General features: G+C 69.5%; 19 protein-coding genes and 2 tRNA genes. 10 read left to right on the forward strand and 11 right to left on the reverse strand.

The genetic code is table 11. The annotated features are described in order from the left end of the window. Positions 1–23: 23 nt before the first annotated feature. The 3 genes from IM777_RS08065 to IM777_RS08075 all read left to right on the forward strand — a co-directional run bounded on the left by IM777_RS08065 (position 24) and on the right by IM777_RS08075 (position 3,167). Positions 24–569, forward strand: coding sequence for a ribose-5-phosphate isomerase (locus IM777_RS08065; RefSeq protein WP_071043300.1), 546 nt, complete (start codon positions 24–26; stop codon positions 567–569). Beyond that, entirely contained in the window at positions 569–1,579 is a 1,011-nt protein-coding gene (locus tag IM777_RS08070; RefSeq protein ID WP_071043301.1) for an Fpg/Nei family DNA glycosylase, read from the forward strand. The genes IM777_RS08065 and IM777_RS08070 overlap by 1 nt, the downstream gene beginning before the upstream one ends. Positions 1,580–1,670: 91 nt before the next feature. Beyond that, positions 1,671–3,167 carry an amidohydrolase gene (locus IM777_RS08075; RefSeq protein WP_194385219.1) on the forward strand — a complete coding sequence of 499 codons (1,497 nt, stop codon included), beginning with the start codon at positions 1,671–1,673 and terminating at the stop codon, positions 3,165–3,167. A gap of 75 nt (positions 3,168–3,242) precedes the next feature. On the opposite strand, the gene IM777_RS08080 is transcribed toward IM777_RS08075, so the two are convergent. Beyond that, positions 3,243–3,728 (reverse strand): Dps family protein, encoded by a 486-nt coding sequence (locus tag IM777_RS08080; RefSeq protein ID WP_071043305.1) that lies wholly within the window; start codon positions 3,726–3,728, stop codon positions 3,243–3,245. Between the two features lie 161 nt (positions 3,729–3,889). Here IM777_RS08080 and IM777_RS08085 point away from each other — a divergent pair, with 161 nt between their 5' ends. Both IM777_RS08085 and IM777_RS08090 read left to right on the forward strand, forming a co-directional pair. Further along, positions 3,890–4,426, forward strand: coding sequence for a gamma carbonic anhydrase family protein (locus tag IM777_RS08085; protein ID WP_071043306.1), 537 nt, complete (start codon positions 3,890–3,892; stop codon positions 4,424–4,426). Between the two features lie 622 nt (positions 4,427–5,048). After that, the gene (locus tag IM777_RS08090; RefSeq protein WP_336510691.1) at positions 5,049–7,199 is read left to right on the forward strand and encodes a phage tail tape measure protein; all 2,151 of its coding nucleotides are present in this window, start codon (positions 5,049–5,051) and stop codon (positions 7,197–7,199) included. Positions 7,200–7,649: 450 nt separating this feature from the next. Here IM777_RS08090 and IM777_RS08095 read toward each other — a convergent pair whose 3' ends face one another. Genes IM777_RS08095 through IM777_RS08130 form a run of 9 tightly spaced genes read right to left on the reverse strand, consistent with a single transcriptional unit; the run spans position 7,650 to position 11,163 of the window. Then, positions 7,650–8,339 (reverse strand): hypothetical protein, encoded by a 690-nt coding sequence (locus IM777_RS08095; RefSeq protein WP_194385222.1) that lies wholly within the window; start codon positions 8,337–8,339, stop codon positions 7,650–7,652. Further along, positions 8,336–8,752 (reverse strand): hypothetical protein, encoded by a 417-nt coding sequence (locus IM777_RS08100; protein ID WP_194385224.1) that lies wholly within the window; start codon positions 8,750–8,752, stop codon positions 8,336–8,338. Before IM777_RS08100 ends, IM777_RS08095 begins: the two co-directional genes overlap by 4 nt. Next, positions 8,749–8,967 carry a hypothetical protein gene (locus IM777_RS08105; protein WP_194385226.1) on the reverse strand — a complete coding sequence of 73 codons (219 nt, stop codon included), beginning with the start codon at positions 8,965–8,967 and terminating at the stop codon, positions 8,749–8,751. Before IM777_RS08105 ends, IM777_RS08100 begins: the two co-directional genes overlap by 4 nt. Positions 8,968–8,970: 3 nt before the next feature. Beyond that, entirely contained in the window at positions 8,971–9,420 is a 450-nt protein-coding gene (locus tag IM777_RS08110; protein WP_194385228.1) for a helix-turn-helix domain-containing protein, read from the reverse strand. Then, positions 9,417–9,692, reverse strand: a complete 276-nt coding sequence (locus IM777_RS08115; protein WP_194385230.1) for a hypothetical protein — start codon at positions 9,690–9,692, stop codon at positions 9,417–9,419. Before IM777_RS08115 ends, IM777_RS08110 begins: the two co-directional genes overlap by 4 nt. After that, positions 9,689–10,429, reverse strand: coding sequence for a helix-turn-helix domain-containing protein (locus IM777_RS08120; RefSeq protein ID WP_194385231.1), 741 nt, complete (start codon positions 10,427–10,429; stop codon positions 9,689–9,691). Before IM777_RS08120 ends, IM777_RS08115 begins: the two co-directional genes overlap by 4 nt. Then, positions 10,426–10,686, reverse strand: a complete 261-nt coding sequence (locus IM777_RS08125; protein WP_194385233.1) for a hypothetical protein — start codon at positions 10,684–10,686, stop codon at positions 10,426–10,428. The genes IM777_RS08120 and IM777_RS08125 overlap by 4 nt, the downstream gene beginning before the upstream one ends. After that, positions 10,683–10,817: a hypothetical protein gene (locus IM777_RS17420; protein WP_272872952.1), complete on the reverse strand. Its 135-nt coding sequence runs from the start codon at positions 10,815–10,817 to the stop codon at positions 10,683–10,685. The genes IM777_RS08125 and IM777_RS17420 overlap by 4 nt, the downstream gene beginning before the upstream one ends. Positions 10,818–10,830: 13 nt before the next feature. Further along, positions 10,831–11,163 (reverse strand): hypothetical protein, encoded by a 333-nt coding sequence (locus IM777_RS08130; protein ID WP_194385234.1) that lies wholly within the window; start codon positions 11,161–11,163, stop codon positions 10,831–10,833. Between the two features lie 189 nt (positions 11,164–11,352). Here IM777_RS08130 and IM777_RS08135 point away from each other — a divergent pair, with 189 nt between their 5' ends. Genes IM777_RS08135 through IM777_RS08145 form a run of 3 tightly spaced genes read left to right on the forward strand, consistent with a single transcriptional unit; the run spans position 11,353 to position 13,377 of the window. Beyond that, positions 11,353–12,576, forward strand: a complete 1,224-nt coding sequence (locus tag IM777_RS08135; RefSeq protein WP_473743252.1) for a site-specific integrase — start codon at positions 11,353–11,355, stop codon at positions 12,574–12,576. Between the two features lie 45 nt (positions 12,577–12,621). Then, a complete protein-coding gene (locus IM777_RS08140) occupies positions 12,622–12,774 on the forward strand; it encodes a hypothetical protein (RefSeq protein WP_194385237.1) in 153 nt (50 codons plus the stop codon). A gap of 6 nt (positions 12,775–12,780) precedes the next feature. Beyond that, the gene (locus IM777_RS08145) at positions 12,781–13,377 is read left to right on the forward strand and encodes a type II toxin-antitoxin system VapC family toxin (RefSeq protein WP_194385239.1); all 597 of its coding nucleotides are present in this window, start codon (positions 12,781–12,783) and stop codon (positions 13,375–13,377) included. Positions 13,378–13,473: 96 nt separating this feature from the next. Here the strand turns inward: IM777_RS08145 and IM777_RS08150 are convergent. Further along, positions 13,474–13,547 (reverse strand) — tRNA-Gly (locus IM777_RS08150). Between the two features lie 132 nt (positions 13,548–13,679). Here IM777_RS08150 and IM777_RS08155 point away from each other — a divergent pair. Beyond that, positions 13,680–13,753, forward strand: a tRNA-Pro gene (locus IM777_RS08155). A 67-nt stretch (positions 13,754–13,820) separates the two neighbouring features. Then, positions 13,821–15,197: a trigger factor gene (tig, locus tag IM777_RS08160; protein ID WP_194385240.1), complete on the forward strand. Its 1,377-nt coding sequence runs from the start codon at positions 13,821–13,823 to the stop codon at positions 15,195–15,197. Position 15,198 lies beyond the last annotated feature (1 nt).

Below are 15,198 nucleotides of genomic sequence, written 5' to 3' on the forward strand. Positions count from 1 at the left end.
TCGGCGTCAATAGGATGGGCGCCATGCGCATCCACATCGCCACCGATCACGCGGGCCTGGAGTTCTCCACGCAGCTGCAGCATCACCTCGCCGCGGAGGGGCACGAGGTCGTCGATCACGGTCCGATCGACTATGACCCGCTCGACGACTACCCGGCCTTCTGCGTCCGTGCCGCTCAAGGAGTCGTGGCGGACCAGGCCGCCGGTGTGCCGGCCCTCGGCGTGGTCTTCGGCGGGTCGGGCAACGGCGAGCAGATCGCGGCCAACAAGGTGGCCGGCATCCGCGCCGCCCTGGTGTGGAGCATCGCCACCGCGGAGCTCGCGCGCGAACACAACGACGCCAACGTCATCGCGATCGGAGCACGCCAGCACACCTTCGAAGAGGCCGTGACCTTCATCGACCGATTCGTCGCGACCCCGTTCTCCCACGACGAACGCCACGTGCGCCGCATCGGTCAGATCGCCGCGTTCGAGGCGGACGGCTCGCTGCTTCCCGACCCGCGGGCCGATGAGGCCGCCCCCGACGTGCTCGCTGCGGACGACAGTTCCTTCGACCCCGAAGCCGGCTGATGCCGGAGGGGCATTCCGTCCATCGCATCGCGCGACAGTTCGACCGCAATATCGTCGGCCGTGCCGTGGCGGCATCCAGCCCGCAAGGGAGGTTCGTCGAGGGTGCGGCGGTCCTCGACGGGCGGGTTCCGCACGAGGTGAGAGCCGTCGGCAAGCAGATGTTCCTCGGTTTCGACGACGATCTGTGGCTCCGAGTGCACCTCGGGATGTACGGGGCATGGGACTTCGCCGGCGATATCCTCGTCGACTCCACGATCGCGTCCGCCAACGGGCGCATGGGACAGACGAATCAGCGCGGCACCGCGATCGATGGCGACGAGATGCCCGTCTTCGACCGAGCCGGCGAGAACTCGCTTTCGTCGATCGGCGCACCGCGGCGGACTCGGGTGCACGTTCGCATGTCGGAGCAGACAACAGGGCTGGATGACGACGGCGATGTCCCCTGGCCGCCACCCGTCGTGGGGCAGGTGCGGCTGCGTCTGCTCACCGATGCCGTCTGCGCCGATCTGCGGGGCCCGACCACCTGCGCACTCCAGACCGGAGAGGAGATGGCGGCCACCGTCTCGCGGCTCGGCCCCGACCCCCTGGTGGACGACCCCGCGATCGGCGAAGAGCGCTTCGTCTCGGTCGTGCGACGCAAGCCGACCGCGATCGGGCTCCTCCTGATGGATCAGTCGGTGGTGTCGGGGATCGGCAACGTCTACCGTGCCGAGCTGCTCTTCCGGGCCCGCCTGAATCCCCACACACCCGGTCGAGAGGTGCCGGAGGACATCGTCCGAGCGCTTTGGCGCGACTGGGTGAGGCTGCTCGCCATCGGCGTCGAGACCGGCCAGATGATGACGATGGACGACCTCGCGCCCGAGGACTACCGTCGCGCGATGGCCAGTCGTGACGACCGGCATTGGGTCTACCATCGGGCGGGTCTGCCCTGCCGGGTCTGCGGAACCGCGATCGTGGTCGAGGAGGCCGCCGGTCGCAAGCTCTACTGGTGTCCGCGCTGTCAAGCGTGAGCCGTGTCGCCGCGTAGGCTGGCCGGGTGCGTCAGACCGTCTCGCGTGCCCGCGTTTGCCACCCCCGACGAGTGAGCTCGAGAGGTGATCGGTGACGGCCGTCGGGGACCGTGTCGACACCATCGTGGCAGCCCGGCTGAGCGGACCGGGGAGCAGCCTCGCCCCGCTGGGGCCGGTCGATGTCTTCCTGGCCGACGGCGTGATCGTGGACATCGCCCCCGCCGGCGCCGTGCGTCCCGTCGGCCGAGTCCTCGACGCCGGCGGCGCGTGGGTCATCCCGGGGCTGTGGGATCATCACGTGCACGTCATGCAGTGGGCACTCGTCGCGCAGCGTCAGCATCTCGACGTCGCGACCTCGGCAGCGGATGCCGCGCAGATCATGGCGTGGGCTCCGGTGCTCTCCGACGGAAGGCGCGTCGGCACCGGATTCCGCGACGGGCTCTGGGGCGACGCGCCGACACTGGAGCTGATCGACGCGGCGACGGGTGCGGTGCCGACCTATCTCATCAATTCCGATGTGCACAGCGTCTGGATGAACTCCGCAGCCTTCGAGCGAGAGGGGATGCGCCCCGACGAGAGCGGTCTCGTTCGGGAAGAGCCCGCCTTCGAGATCTCGCGGCGCCTCAACGATGTGGACCCCGCGGTCGGTGACGCCGCCGTCGACGCCATGGCCGCCGATGCCGCCTCCCGAGGTGTGGTCGGGATCGTCGACCTCGACATGGCATGGAACGCTTCGGCGTGGGAGCGCCGCGTGGCGGGCGGGTTCGACGCCCTTCGCGTGGATTTCGGCATCTACCCCGAGCACCTCGAGCGCGCCGTCGGCGAAGGGCTCCGAACCGGCGACGAGCTCACCGGATCCGGCGGCCTCGTGCGGGTCGGACCGCTCAAGGTGATCACCGATGGATCGCTCGGCACGAGGACGGCGGCCTGCTCGCATCATTACACCGGAGAACCGGGCAATGTCGGCGCACTCAACTACCCGCCCGACGAGGTGCTGGCCCTCATGACGCGCGCGACGGGAGCGGGTATCGACTGCGCGATCCACGCGATCGGCGACGTCGCGAACTCGGCCGCGCTGGACGCGTTCGCCGCCTCGGGGGCGCGGGGGACGATCGAGCACGCTCAGCTGGTCGCCCACGCCGATCTGGCCAGGTTCGCACGCCTCGGTGTCGCGGCGAGTGTGCAGCCGGAGCACGCGCTCGACGATCGCGACATGACCGACGCCATGTGGCGTGATCAGACCGCTCTCGTCTATCCGCTGCGCTCGTTGTCGGCGGCCGGCGCGAACCTTCGGTTCGGCTCCGACGCCCCGGTGGCGCGTCTGGACCCCTGGGCCGCGATGGCATCGGCTGTGCACCGCAGCCGTGATGGACGTGAAGCGTGGCGGCCCGATGAGAGGGTCTCGGCGGAGATCGCGATGGCAGCTTCGACACGGGGCGGTTCGACATCGCCGTCCATGCTTCAGCCCGGCACCGTGGCGGATCTGGTCGTCTGCGACCGCGATCCCGCGACGGCCGACGAATGGGAGCTGCGCGCGACGACGGTCGCCGCCACCGTTCTGGCTGGTCGCGTCACGCACCTGGCGTGAACCCGGCGGGGCGTCCGCCGGCATGAGCGAAGCCCCCGGCGAGGAGTGTCACCGGGGGCTTCGAGGACCGTCATCTCACTCAGCGAGGTGAGCGACGAGGAACCAGCGGTCCTTCTCGATCGACTGCTTCAGGGCGATCGCGATGTCCTGGCTGGTGAGGTCGACCTCGTCCAGTCCGTCGATCGCGGCCTGGAGGTCGGCGATCACAGCGTCCATGTCGGCGATCACGGCGCGGATGATGTCCTGCCACTGCGTGAAGCCGGCGGGAACGGCGGTCGCCTTGGTCTTCTCCGCCACGGTGCCCAGTCGCGCGTCGATCGGCAGGCCCAGAGCGACGATGCGCTCCGCCGCCTCGTCGGCGCCCGCCTGCGCGTGGTCGACGACCGAGTCGAGCAGTTCGTGGATCGCGATGAAGTTCGCACCGCGCACGTTCCAGTGCGCCTGCTTGCCGTTGACGGCGAGAGCCTGGAAGCCGAGCGCGACGGGGGTGAGGAACTGTGCGGTTCCGGCAGCGACCGTCGGGTCGGCGGCGGTGGTCGGGGTGGTCTGGATGTCCGTCATGTTGTCGCCTCCATTCGGGCGGCTCCGGCGGGTGTGCCGGCTCTGCGCCCTGTCGATGACAACGCTACTCAGCGTCGGGTATTCCGCAAGCAAGCCCAGGCTGGGCTTGCTTTTCTGAGCCTATCCATACCCCTTTCGACCTCGCGCGCTAGCCTCGCCCCATGATCTCCTCAGAGTGCTCTGTCCTGACCGTGGCCGGGCTGCGTCCGGTCATCGACCCCTCGGCCTTCGTCGCCCCCGGCGCTCGCATCATCGGCTCGGTCTCGCTCGGGCCGGAGGCGAGCGTCTGGTACAACGCGGTTCTCCGCGGCGACAGCGCCTCCATCACGATCGGCGCGGGCAGCAACCTCCAGGACAACGTCTCGGTGCACGTCGACGCCGGCCGGCCGGTCGTCATCGGCGACGACGTGTCGGTCGGACACAACGCCGTGGTGCACGGCTGCACCGTCGGCGAGGGGTCGCTCATCGGCATGGGGAGCGTCGTTCTGTCGGGTGCCGAGATCGGCCCGGGCTGTCTCGTGGCCGGGGGAGCGGTGGTGCTGGAGGGAACCGTCGTTCCGCCGAACTCGCTGGTGGCCGGCGTGCCGGCGAAGGTGCGGCGCGAGCTCACGGAGGAGGAGCGGACGGCGATCCGACGGAACGCGGACACCTACCGCGCCCACCTCGCCGCCCACCGCGACGCGCGCCCGGCCGGCTGAGCCGAGCCCCGCGGGTCCCTTCCGCTCCGCAGTCACTTTCTGCGGGTCGAACAGGGCCACCACCCGCCGGAAGTGACTGCGGAGCGGCGCCGCGCGGGCGGCTCGGAAGCGGCGCCGCGCGGGCGGCTCGGAAGCGGCGCCGCGCGGGCGGCTCGGAAGCGGTGCCGCGCGGGCGGCTCGGATCCGACGCGGCATGGGCGGAGGGGGGAGTGGTGTGGAGGGGATGACGGGAATCGAACCCGCACCATCAGTTTGGAAGATAGGTCAGAGGGTGGTGGCCGACCCCCGGAATCCCGCAGGACCGCGCAGGCGCTAGGTCCATTCCATGCCAGCCCGTGTCATCGAGTTATGGCACGTATCACCCCCTAGTGGCACGGAGATGGCACGCCGAGAGCCCCTCCATCGCGCTCCGATACGGCTCATCTGCCACACCCGCACCTGTGGAGAACGCGGCACGGAGCGTCCTCCTACCGAGGGCTCCGTTGGGTGCGCCCGACACGCCGAGCACGAGATTCTCCTAGGCGTTGCATCCTGGCTGAGCCTCTCCTCGACCTCCGTAGACTCCCCGCCACGTGGAGCGCGGAGCGCTCACGGTCATCGTGAGGAGGGGCCCATCGTGGCAATGGACATCGGCACACTCGTCGGATACCTGGAACTCGACACGTCGAAGTTCGAGGAGGGCGCGAAGGGCGCAGGGGCGAAGATTCCCGGCTGGATGGCGGCGGCAGGAGCGCTCGCGGCCACAGCGGCGGCGGCGGCGTTCGGGGCGGCGTTCGCGAACGCGGTGAACGTGGAGGCGGGGAACCAGAAGGTCGCCGCGCAACTCGGGCTCACCGAGGAGGAGTCCCGGCGTGCGGGTGACGCGGCGGCGGCGGCGTACCAGGCGGGCTGGGGTGAGTCGATGGAGGGCGTGCAGGCCACGACGGCCGGGGTCATCTCCTCGATCCGTGGGATGCGTGAGGCGTCCGTGGAGGAACTCGGCGGGATCGTCTCCGGCGTGCAGATGCTCTCCGACTCGTTCGGCATCGAGGCTGACCGCATCTCGCAGGTGGTGGGGCAGATGCTCTCCACCGGGCTCGCGTCGTCCGCGGAGGAAGGCCTCGACCTGCTCACCGCGTCGCTCCAGAAGGTGCCTGCGGCGGTGCGTGAGGACGTGATGGACGCCGTGGACGAGTACGGGCCGTTCTTCCAGCAGATCGGGCTCTCCGGCGAGGAGGCGATGGGCGCTCTCGTGTCCGCCTCCGAGAAGGGCATGTACGGCATCGACAAGACCGGCGACGCGATCAAGGAACTGTCGATCCGCTCCACCGACATGAGCGCCACGAGCGTCGCGGCCTACGAGGCGATGGGGCTGAACGCGGAGGAGATGGCGGCGAAGATTCTCGCCGGGGGTGAGACGGGCGCGGAGGGCTTCCAGCAGATCGTGGACGGCCTCCTCGGGATCGAGGACCCGGTGGCACAGTCGCAGGCGGCGCTCGCGCTGTTCGGGACCCCGCTGGAGGACCTCGGCACGAACGAGATTCCAGGATTCCTCGCGAGCCTCTCCGACATGGAGGGCGGGCTGGGTGACGTGGGCGGCGCGATGCAGGCCATGTCCGACACTGCCGGGGACTCGGTGGCGGCGAAGTGGGAGCAGGTCCAGCGCTCGTTCGAGGGCGTCGTCACGACCGTGGCGGGTGCTCTCCTCCCGGCGCTCGTGCCGCTCCTCGACTGGGCGGCGGAGAACCCGGCCCTGCTCGGCGCAGTCGCGGCGGCGGTCGGGGCGATGGCCGTGGCGTGGGGCATCTACACGGTGGCGCAGTGGGCGGCGAACGCGGCCATCCTCGCGAACCCCATCACGTGGATCGTGCTCGCCATCGGCGCGCTCATCGCCGCCCTGGTGCTCCTCGTCGCGAACTGGGACACGGTGGTCGCGTGGATCAGCGAAGTGTGGGGCGGCTTCGTCTCCTGGCTGACGGAGGTCACCGAGGGCATCGCGGCATGGTGGAACGACCTCTGGGCCGGGTTCGGTGCGTGGGTGACGAGCGTGTGGGAGGGCTTCGTCGGCTTCATCTCCGACACGTGGAGCAACTTCGTGCTCGGGCTCCAGATCATCGGTGACGCGCTCGCCTCCTGGTGGAACGACCTGTGGGCCGGGGTGGGGCAGTTCATCTCCGACACGTGGAACGGGTTCATCGGGCTCGTGCGGGGCATCTTCCAGGGCTACATCTCCTGGGTGATGTCGGTCGCGTCCGGGTTCGTGAACGGGTGGAACTCGATCTGGAGCCGGGTGGGGCGGATCATCTCGGACGTGTGGAACAACGTCGTGTCGTTCTTCCAGGGCATCCCCGGCGCGATCACCGGGCTCCTCTCCGGGGCCGGGCAGTGGCTGTACTCCATCGGACGGGACATCATCCAGGGCCTGTGGAACGGGCTGAAGTCGATCTGGGCATCCGTCTCGGCATGGTTCGAGGACACGTTCGGCGGGATCATCGACACCGTGGCTGGCATCTTCGGGATCGCGTCCCCGTCGAAGGTCATGCGGCAGATGGGCGTGTGGGTGGGCGAGGGCTTCATCCAGGGCCTCGACCACATGACGCCGAGCGTCGAGACGGCGATGTCGGACATGGCTCGCGTTCCCGACACGGCTTCGGAGTTCATCGCCCGCTACCCCGTCTCGGAGGGCCGGGGCGACACGTTCGTGTACAACGCGGCGGAGAACCAGTCTCTGGACTCCGAGGAGGCGCTGTTCGAGGCTCTCGGGTCCCCGCGGTCGCCATTCGGAGGTAAGTAGGACACTCGCACCCTCCAGGACGCCATGAGGCTCGCACAGAACGACGAACGGGGCCGGGGTGGGGTGAGAGGGCCTAGAGACGGTTTGAGGTGCTCAGACGGGCGGAGAGCGCCTCACACAGAGTTCGAGGGGCGGGATGGAGGGTCAGGCCATCCCGCCCCTCGGCGTTCGTGGTCATGCTCGGAGTCGCGGCCTGCACGCCGCTCGCCTGCTTCATAAGCAGACAGTCCGACTCGGCCCTCGGTCATCCGCGGCGCGGGCGCTTCCCCAGCCCAGGGCGGCAGGACGCCGGGCCTCGGGTCGAGCCAACGAACTGCGAGCGCGGGCGTTCGTGCCAGCCTCGTGCCAGTAGCACCCGCGACGGGGCGCTGGGGGGAGACTGTCAAGGGACGAGTGAGGGGCGGGGCCGGTGGTGATCCGGTCCCGCCCCTCCGGCGTGGTCGCGGTGCGTCAGGCGTCCACAGTGGCCCGGTCGAGGCCCTCCACGAGCGACGCGACGAGGTTCGTGGGAGCACCGGCAGGGACCGCCTCCCAGTCGCCCTCGTCCAGAAGGGTGAGCGCGTCCGCATCGACCTCGCTGAGGAGCACGCGACCCTCGAACGGGATCTCACCCGTCGCGATGAGGCCCTCCAGGATGGTGCGCCATGCGACGGCTGGGGCGTTCGTGCGCTCGATGGCGGCGATGCGCTCGGCGGCAGGGTCCACCTGCACGAGCCGATCCCAGACCGCGCCCTGGATGAACTCCACGACCTCGGCGGGGCGCGAGTCCTCCAGGACCTCGGGCATCGTCTCCAGCGCGTCGAGGATCGCGGCGAGCCGCACACGGTCGGCGTCCCGGATGATGCTCGGGAGGTCACGCCCGGCGTCGAGGAGCGCACGCACCTTCGACCACTGGTGAGCCTGGAGCGCGATGTCGTCGGCCCCCTTCGGCGCGAGCGCGTCGAGGACCGGCTGACGGTCGGGCGCGGTGGGCTCGGCGGGCATGGCGACGGTGAGGCGTGCCCGGATCGCTTCGACCTCGGCGCGCTGGCGTGCCCGGAGGCCCTCCGGCGTCAGGTGCGGGTCCTGGGTCTGCGCCACCTTCAGGAGGTCGCGGCGCGCGGTGGTGACGAGAGAGATGTTGCTGGCCGTGTCGGTCACGACTGGCCTCCGTTCTGTTCGGTGATGGTGCCCGGTTCGGGCGTGGACCCCGCCAGGCGGCGGGACTTCTGTCGTGCGTTGTACTCGCGGCTCCACTCACGGCGGCATCCGCGGCAGTGTCCGCCGTTCGTGGTGCCCCACACCAGGCGGACGTGACCGCGCGGGCAGGAGTGCCAGTCGCCGCCGTGGTCGCGCTGGGCGTTGTGGGATGCGCAGAGAGGGGCGTAGGCATCGAGGTCGGTGGAGTAGCCGAGCGCCGAGCCAGCCTTCGCGCTGAACGAGGTCGGCCGTGTCGTGAGCCCCCACCCGTTGGCGGGGCGACCGCAGCCGGGGGCCGCGCAGGGCTTCCCCACTGCGGAGCCCCGCTCACGGCGGAGGGCTTCGTGGACACTGCCGTAGGTGCGTGCGGTCATCGCCGCCCCTCCCGTCCCAGTTCGTCACGGAGACGGTTCGCTTCGGCGCGACGTGCCGCCGCCTCCGCCGCCAGGGCCTGCGTGTAGGCGTGGATGGTGGCGCGCGCATTCGGCGAGAGCCGATGGAGGGCCTCGTGGTACGGGCCGCGTGTGTCGCGTTGCCGCTGGAGAGCGAGCGCGAGCGACGGGGACTCGCGGGGCGGGGAGTAGACCATCGCTCAGCCCTCCCCGTTCACGAGCCGGTCGAGGAGGCTCCCCACCTGCTCCAGGCCCGTCGCCTGCTCGTCGTAGAGGCCGAGGTACTTTGCGCGGCGATCCATGATCGCGAGGACCCGATCCACGGCCCGCGCGTCGCCCTTCATCGCGTTCCGCCACACCGCCGCCTGGAGCGCGTCGAGTCGGTCGAGTTCGAGACGCCGCATCTCGTCGGCCTCCTCGCGAGGAATGTCCTTGATCGCGTCCGACACCCAGGCGGTGATGGTGCGGGGGTGGACGCCCAGCGTCTGCGCGATCTGGTCGTTGCGCGCCCCGGCGAGACGCATGGAAAGCGCCTCCTGCTTCCGGGTCGCGCGGCTCACTCGGCGCGCTGTGGTGGAGCGGCGCGGCTTGTCACCGAGCAGGTACTCGGCGGCTTCGTCGGCGGTGGTGGTGTTGTTGTTGGCGGTCATCGTGCCGCCTCCTCTCGGTTGGTGCGACCACAGATGCAGTAGCCGCGGGGGTTGAACAGGTGCGTGTGCTGGGACCATGCGCGGAGGACCCACGCGGCCCACTCGGCAGGCCAGTCGGCGGATTCCTCCGGCCCGTCCGCGTAGTAGGCGGCGAACCTCTCGGTCTGGTCATCGAGCCACCGGGAGCGGGGACGCATCCCACGAGCGCGAGCCCAGAGACGCATCGGGATCGTGACCTCGAAGTCGGCGGGGAAGGTGGTCGGGGCGCTCATGCGCTCTCCTCTCGGTCGTCACGTGCAGAGCATCCAGAGCAGTAGCCGGATCGGGGATCGAACGAGTGCTGATGAGCACCCGAGACGCGAGGAGCGCGCGAAGGCGTCGGCGTCTGTCGTTGCTCATCCGGCACGCTGAACGCTGGGAGGAGAGCCGAGAGACGAGCCTGACCATCCGCATTCACGTCATCGGCTCCATCCCCCCTCTGGGGGGGTGCCGCGCGTAGCGCGGTGGGGGTAGATGTGTCTACTTCATTGGGTCTACTTCCTGTGTCTACTTCGGGGGACGATTCGTACCCATTGGTGGGGTCGATTTGTACCCATTCCGGCGCATCTACGGGGTCGTTCTGACCCCATTCCTGCTCGCGCTCAGCCGTCTCGAATGGGGACGAATTGACCCCATTCCTGCGGGACTCCACCACGAACGGCTCCAGGTCCGGGAGCGTCGGCTTCGGCATGAGCCGGTAGCGCGTGCCCTGGCGTCCGACCCCCTTCGTCACGGCGACGAGACGGGCCTCCGCAAGCGCGTTCAGCGCGTCACGCACAGCACGACGGCTGGACATTCCCGCCTCATGGGCGATGAGGTCCTGCGACGGCCAGCACACCCCATCGGCGTCGGAGCGGCCGACGAGCACGACGTAGACGGCGACCTCGCGCGGAGTGAGTCCGAGCGCGGGCACCGCCTCCCGGTACAGCCAGTCCGGGATGCGCGCGAACCCCTCTCGTGCATCGGTCATCTCTGGCCTCCTGGAGGGTTGAGAGGACGGGGTGCCCACGCACGACGCACCCAGTTGCGCCACGCCCCCGCCCATTCGACGCGGTGGCTGGAGCGCTTCGACGCGCGCTCGCGGTGCCACGCCACGAACGCCTCGGTCGTCTGGTGGACGAAGGGGAGCGGGTAGCCCTCAGCCTCCGCCCACGCCCACATCTCGCGGGTCACGATGAAGGGCGTAGGGATCGGCGTCTTGACGATCCGACGACGCGCATCGGTCATGCCGCCTCCTCCCTTCGCGCGGCCTCCTGGAACTCGGCCAGGTGAGCGTCGAAGCGATCCATCAGCGCGAGCAGAGGGGCGAAAGGCCCCGGCGTCGCGGTGGTCATGTGCGGGGTCGGTGTCGATTCCATCGGGTGCCTCCGATCAGCCCGCGGTGACGGCGAGAACGTCGTCCACCGAGGCACCGAGCGCCGAGGCGTAGGCCCCCACGATGGACGAGTCACCGTGACCATCGGCCAGCGGGCCGGGAGGGGTGAGGGGGTAGCCGAGCGCCTCCAGCAGGGGCGCGGTGATGACGGCGACGGAGCGCTTGTCGCGCCACACCTGGACCTTGCCGTCGCGGACATTGGCGTATGCCTTCGCGCGGCCGATGCCGAGGAGGAGCGCGTAGTCGTCAACCGAGATGGTGGCGACGGGGTAGGTGCGTAGCGCGTGGAGCAGGGCCGCGCGCTGGACGGTGAGGGAAAGATCGGCCATGAGAGCCTCCGGGAATCGCAAACGGTTTCGTCTGGTTCCACCGGGGCCTGCCCTGCATGGATGGAGAGTGCCTGACCCTCCGTGGCATGAACGCTAACACACGGATACGGACGGACACGGGATAGACTGGCGGAAGAAACCGCAGGTCACAGGTGATAAACCGTCACCGGTCGCGGAGGAGGAGCCCAGGTGAGCGGCACAAAGCAGAAGACGAATCGAGCATCGTTCGGGAACGTCAGAAAGTTGCCGTCTGGGCGTTTCCAGGCCCGATATCCCGACCCGGCAGGCCGTCCCATGACCGCACCGCAGACGTTCGCGACGAAGCGGGACGCCCTCGACCACATCGCCGGAGTCCGTGCCGACCGCATGCGGGGCACCTACCGCGACCACCGCGCCGGAGACGCACCGTTCGGCCCCTACGCGGAGGAGTGGATCGCGAACGGTGGTTCACGGGGCAGACTCGCCCCCCGGACGCGCGCGCTCTACGAGGACCAGTTGCGTCGGCACCTGGCACCCCTCGCCCCGATGCCGCTCAACTCCATCACACCGCCCGTCGTGCGCTCCTGGTACGCCAAGACACGGAAGGGGCTCCAGGCGTCCGCGAAGGCCCGTGGCGGGTCAGGCGAGACGGCGGTGCGCCAGTCCTACGCCCTCCTGAGGAGCATCCTCGCCACCGCCGTCGCTGACGGGCTGATCGGGAGCAACCCGGCGCAGATCAAGGGTGCCGGGATCGCGTCCGCACCCGAGCGCCCCTACATGGCCCCCGACGTGCTCTCCGCCATCGTGGAGAAGATGCCCGAGCGCTACCACCTGCCCATCCGCGCCATGTTCGGCGCGCACCTGCGCCTCGGTGAACTCGTGGCGCTCCAGCGTGGCGACTACGCCAACGGGCTCCTCCGTGTCGAGCGTCAGGTCGCCATCGTCCGCGGCATCCCCACGGTTACGGCCACCAAGACGGGGGAGGAGCGCGTCGTCGCCGTGCCCCGCACCCTCGCCCTCCTCCTGGACGAGCACCTGGACGCGACGAGCGGCTTCCCGAAGTCGCCCATGTTCACCCGTCCCGATGGGGAGGCGCTCACGCACAGCGGCATCCAGCAGGCATGGGCGAAGGCGCGCAAGGCCGCAGGGCACCCGCAGTTCCACGTTCACGACGTGCGGCACGCTGGCCTCACCCTCGCCGCGCAGGCTGGGGCGACGACGCGCGAACTCATGGCCCGCGCCGGGCATCGCACCACGGCGGCGGCGATGACCTATCAGCACGTGGCGGAGGAGCGCGGCGTGCTCGTCGCGGACCGGATGGATGCGCTCGCGGGGGCGGCGTTTCAGACGCGCGTGGAGGAGCGCCCCGCGGGAACGGAGCGGGTGACGGGCCTCCAGGGCGTGCTCAGCCTAGAGATGGTCGTAGGCCACTAGTTCTCGCTCTACCGCCGACCGCCCCCGCTCGGATACCATCGAGTCATGGCAAAGCGTCTGGGCGAAGCGGCGAAGCAATCGCGCGTGGTCAAGGCCACCGTCGCGAAGGGCCAGCGTGTCCAGGTCGCATCGCGGGCCATGAGCAAGACGAAGACCTCCGTCTCGGCCTCCTCGGTCCGTCGCGCCTCCACCCGATAGGCGGCATTGACCCCCACGCGGGGACGCCCGGCGCTCGTCCGGGAGGTCCGTTCATTCGAGGACCCGGCGCTCGTCATCCCCTCCGAAGTCGCCCTCGACACGTCGTTCGTGATCCAGGCGCTCGTGAGCACCGAGAAGCACCACACCGCCTCACGGGCGTTCATGCTCCGGCTCGTGAATGAGGAGGTCGTGGTCTACTACAACCGCCTCCTGGAGATTGAGTTCGCGGAGGTCGCGTTCAAGATCGCCGTCGTGGAGCAACACGGCAAGGCCGGATGGCCCAAGATGAGGAATGACGGGCGCGTTCGGCGGAGGGCGGGGCGGCTCGCCAAGTCGCTGAGGAACGAGTGGGACGCGCTCCTGACCACGCTCCCTCACGCCTGCGTCGAGTTGCACGAGGTCGCGGATGACGTGCCCCGTCACATGGCCGCGCACGGGCTCGCGTCCTACGACGCCGCGCACTCCCTGACCGCGCAGTATGTCGGTGCTGGAGCGCTGGTGACTACCGACGCCGGATTCGGCCGTGTTCCGGCCGCAGACCTACCGCTATTGGTGGACGCGACGCGCGTCCGATCATGCCGTCGTCACCGCGGCGGACGATGACTACTGGCACGTGGCTGGCACGAACGGGCATCAAGGCCGGGCGAGCACCCGAAGGACGGTGCGCAGGATTTCTGCTCTGACCTGGGGATAAAGATGTGGAGGGGATGACGGGAATCGAACCCGCACCATCAGTTTGGAAGACTGAGGCTCTACCATTGAGCTACATCCCCGCAGCGGCAAGCCGCGGCGTGACCAGTCTAGACGACATCCGGTCGTGGCCTGGACACCGGCAGGCGAGTCGACCTCGCGTCGGCTAGACTTCTCGGGGCCGATCGCCGCACGTTCGCGTGTGCGCACCCAACCGGGGCGTAGCTCAGCTTGGTAGAGCGCCCGCTTTGGGAGCGGGAGGCCGCAGGTTCAAATCCTGTCGCCCCGACGTCCACCGACCAAGACTCAACCGCCGCGCGCTACCGCGCGGTCGACAGCGAGGAGAACGAACAGGCATGGTCACGAGCACCGTCGAGAAGCTGACCCCGACCCGGGTGAAGCTGCACATCACGGTCACCCCCGACGAACTGAAGCCCAGCATCGCGCACGCCTACGAGCACATCGCCAAAGACGTGCAGATCCCCGGCTTCCGCAAGGGCAAGGTTCCGGCCCCGATCATCGATCAGCGCATCGGTCGCGGTGCGGTGCTCGAGCACGCCGTCAGCGAGGGGCTCGACGGGTTCTACCGTCAGGCCGTCGAGGCGGAGAGCATCCGCGTCCTCGGGCGTCCGAGCGCCGAGGTGGTCGAATGGCCCGCCGAGAAGGACTTCTCCGGCGACCTCGAGGTCGACGTCGAGGTCGATGTGCGGCCCGAGTTCGACCTCCCCGCGTACGAGGGGCTGACGATCGAGGTCGACGCCGTCGAGGTCGACGAGGCCGCCATCGACGAGGAGCTCGACAAGCTCCGCTCGCGTTTCGGCACGCTGGTGACGGTCGACCGCCCCGCGGCATCCGGTGACTTCGTCGAACTCGACCTGGTCGCCACCATCGACGGTGCCGAGATCGACCGCGCCGAAGGCGTGTCGTACGAGGTCGGCTCCGGGGAACTCCTCGAGGGCATCGATGAGGCGATCGACTCGCTCACCGCCGGCGAGGAGACCACGTTCCGCTCCAAGCTGGTCGGCGGCGACCACGCCGGGCAGGAGGCCGAGGTGTCGGTCTCGGTGAAGGCGGTGAAGGAGCGCGAGCTTCCCGACGCCGATGACGACTTCGCGCAGATCGCCAGCGAGTTCGACACCATCGCGGAGCTCCGCGACAGCCTCAGTGAGCGCGTCTCGCAGCAGTCCGTCTTCACGCAGGGCTCGGCGGCCCGCGACAAGCTCGTCGAGCAGCTGCTCGAGCAGGTCGAGATCGCCGTTCCGCCGCAGCTGATCGAGGACGAGGTCCACGCGCACCTGGAGCAGGAGAGCCGACTCGAGGACGACGAGCACCGCGCCGAAGTGACCGAGGCCAGCGAGAAGCAGTTCCGTACGCAGATGCTGCTGGACGCGATCGCCGAGCAGGCTGAGGTCCAGGTCTCGCAGGAGGAGCTCACCCAGTACCTGGTCCAGTCGGCCGCTCAGTACGGCATGGCTCCGCAGGAGTTCGTGCAGGCCCTGCAGCAGCAGAACCAGCTGCCGGCCGTCGTCGCCGAGGTCGCTCGCAACAAGGCCCTCGCCGTCGCGCTCGGCAAGGTCACCGTCGTGGACACCGCCGGCAACACCGTCGATCTCACCGGCTTCATCGCGGTGGAGGACGACGAGGCCGCCGAGGAGGAGGCGGTCGAAGAGGCCGAGGAGATCGTCGACGGCGCCGCCGAGGCCGACGCCGAGGACGCCGACGACACGAAGTGAT

The sequence above is a fragment of the Microbacterium luteum genome (genome assembly GCF_015277875.1).
Taxonomy (GTDB): domain Bacteria; phylum Actinomycetota; class Actinomycetes; order Actinomycetales; family Microbacteriaceae; genus Microbacterium; species Microbacterium luteum.

What these genes read in the sequence shown, in the direction of transcription:
- IM777_RS08140 (WP_194385237.1), top strand. Translation starts at nt 12,622, where the DNA reads ATGGCAAAGCGTCTGGGCGAAGCGGCGAAGCAATCGCGCGTGGTCAAG.
- IM777_RS08100 (WP_194385224.1), bottom strand. Translation starts at nt 8,752, where the DNA reads ATGACCGCACGCACCTACGGCAGTGTCCACGAAGCCCTCCGCCGTGAG.
- IM777_RS08130 (WP_194385234.1), bottom strand. Translation starts at nt 11,163, where the DNA reads ATGGCCGATCTTTCCCTCACCGTCCAGCGCGCGGCCCTGCTCCACGCG.
- IM777_RS17420 (WP_272872952.1), bottom strand. Translation starts at nt 10,817, where the DNA reads ATGGAATCGACACCGACCCCGCACATGACCACCGCGACGCCGGGGCCT.
- IM777_RS08115 (WP_194385230.1), bottom strand. Translation starts at nt 9,692, where the DNA reads ATGAGCGCCCCGACCACCTTCCCCGCCGACTTCGAGGTCACGATCCCG.
- tig (WP_194385240.1), top strand. Translation starts at nt 13,821, where the DNA reads ATGGTCACGAGCACCGTCGAGAAGCTGACCCCGACCCGGGTGAAGCTG.
- IM777_RS08125 (WP_194385233.1), bottom strand. Translation starts at nt 10,686, where the DNA reads ATGACCGATGCGCGTCGTCGGATCGTCAAGACGCCGATCCCTACGCCC.
- IM777_RS08090 (WP_336510691.1), top strand. Translation starts at nt 5,049, where the DNA reads ATGGACATCGGCACACTCGTCGGATACCTGGAACTCGACACGTCGAAG.
- IM777_RS08085 (WP_071043306.1), top strand. Translation starts at nt 3,890, where the DNA reads ATGATCTCCTCAGAGTGCTCTGTCCTGACCGTGGCCGGGCTGCGTCCG.
- IM777_RS08080 (WP_071043305.1), bottom strand. Translation starts at nt 3,728, where the DNA reads ATGACGGACATCCAGACCACCCCGACCACCGCCGCCGACCCGACGGTC.
- IM777_RS08120 (WP_194385231.1), bottom strand. Translation starts at nt 10,429, where the DNA reads ATGACCGATGCACGAGAGGGGTTCGCGCGCATCCCGGACTGGCTGTAC.
- IM777_RS08110 (WP_194385228.1), bottom strand. Translation starts at nt 9,420, where the DNA reads ATGACCGCCAACAACAACACCACCACCGCCGACGAAGCCGCCGAGTAC.
- IM777_RS08105 (WP_194385226.1), bottom strand. Translation starts at nt 8,967, where the DNA reads ATGGTCTACTCCCCGCCCCGCGAGTCCCCGTCGCTCGCGCTCGCTCTC.
- IM777_RS08065 (WP_071043300.1), top strand. Translation starts at nt 24, where the DNA reads ATGCGCATCCACATCGCCACCGATCACGCGGGCCTGGAGTTCTCCACG.
- IM777_RS08070 (WP_071043301.1), top strand. Translation starts at nt 569, where the DNA reads ATGCCGGAGGGGCATTCCGTCCATCGCATCGCGCGACAGTTCGACCGC.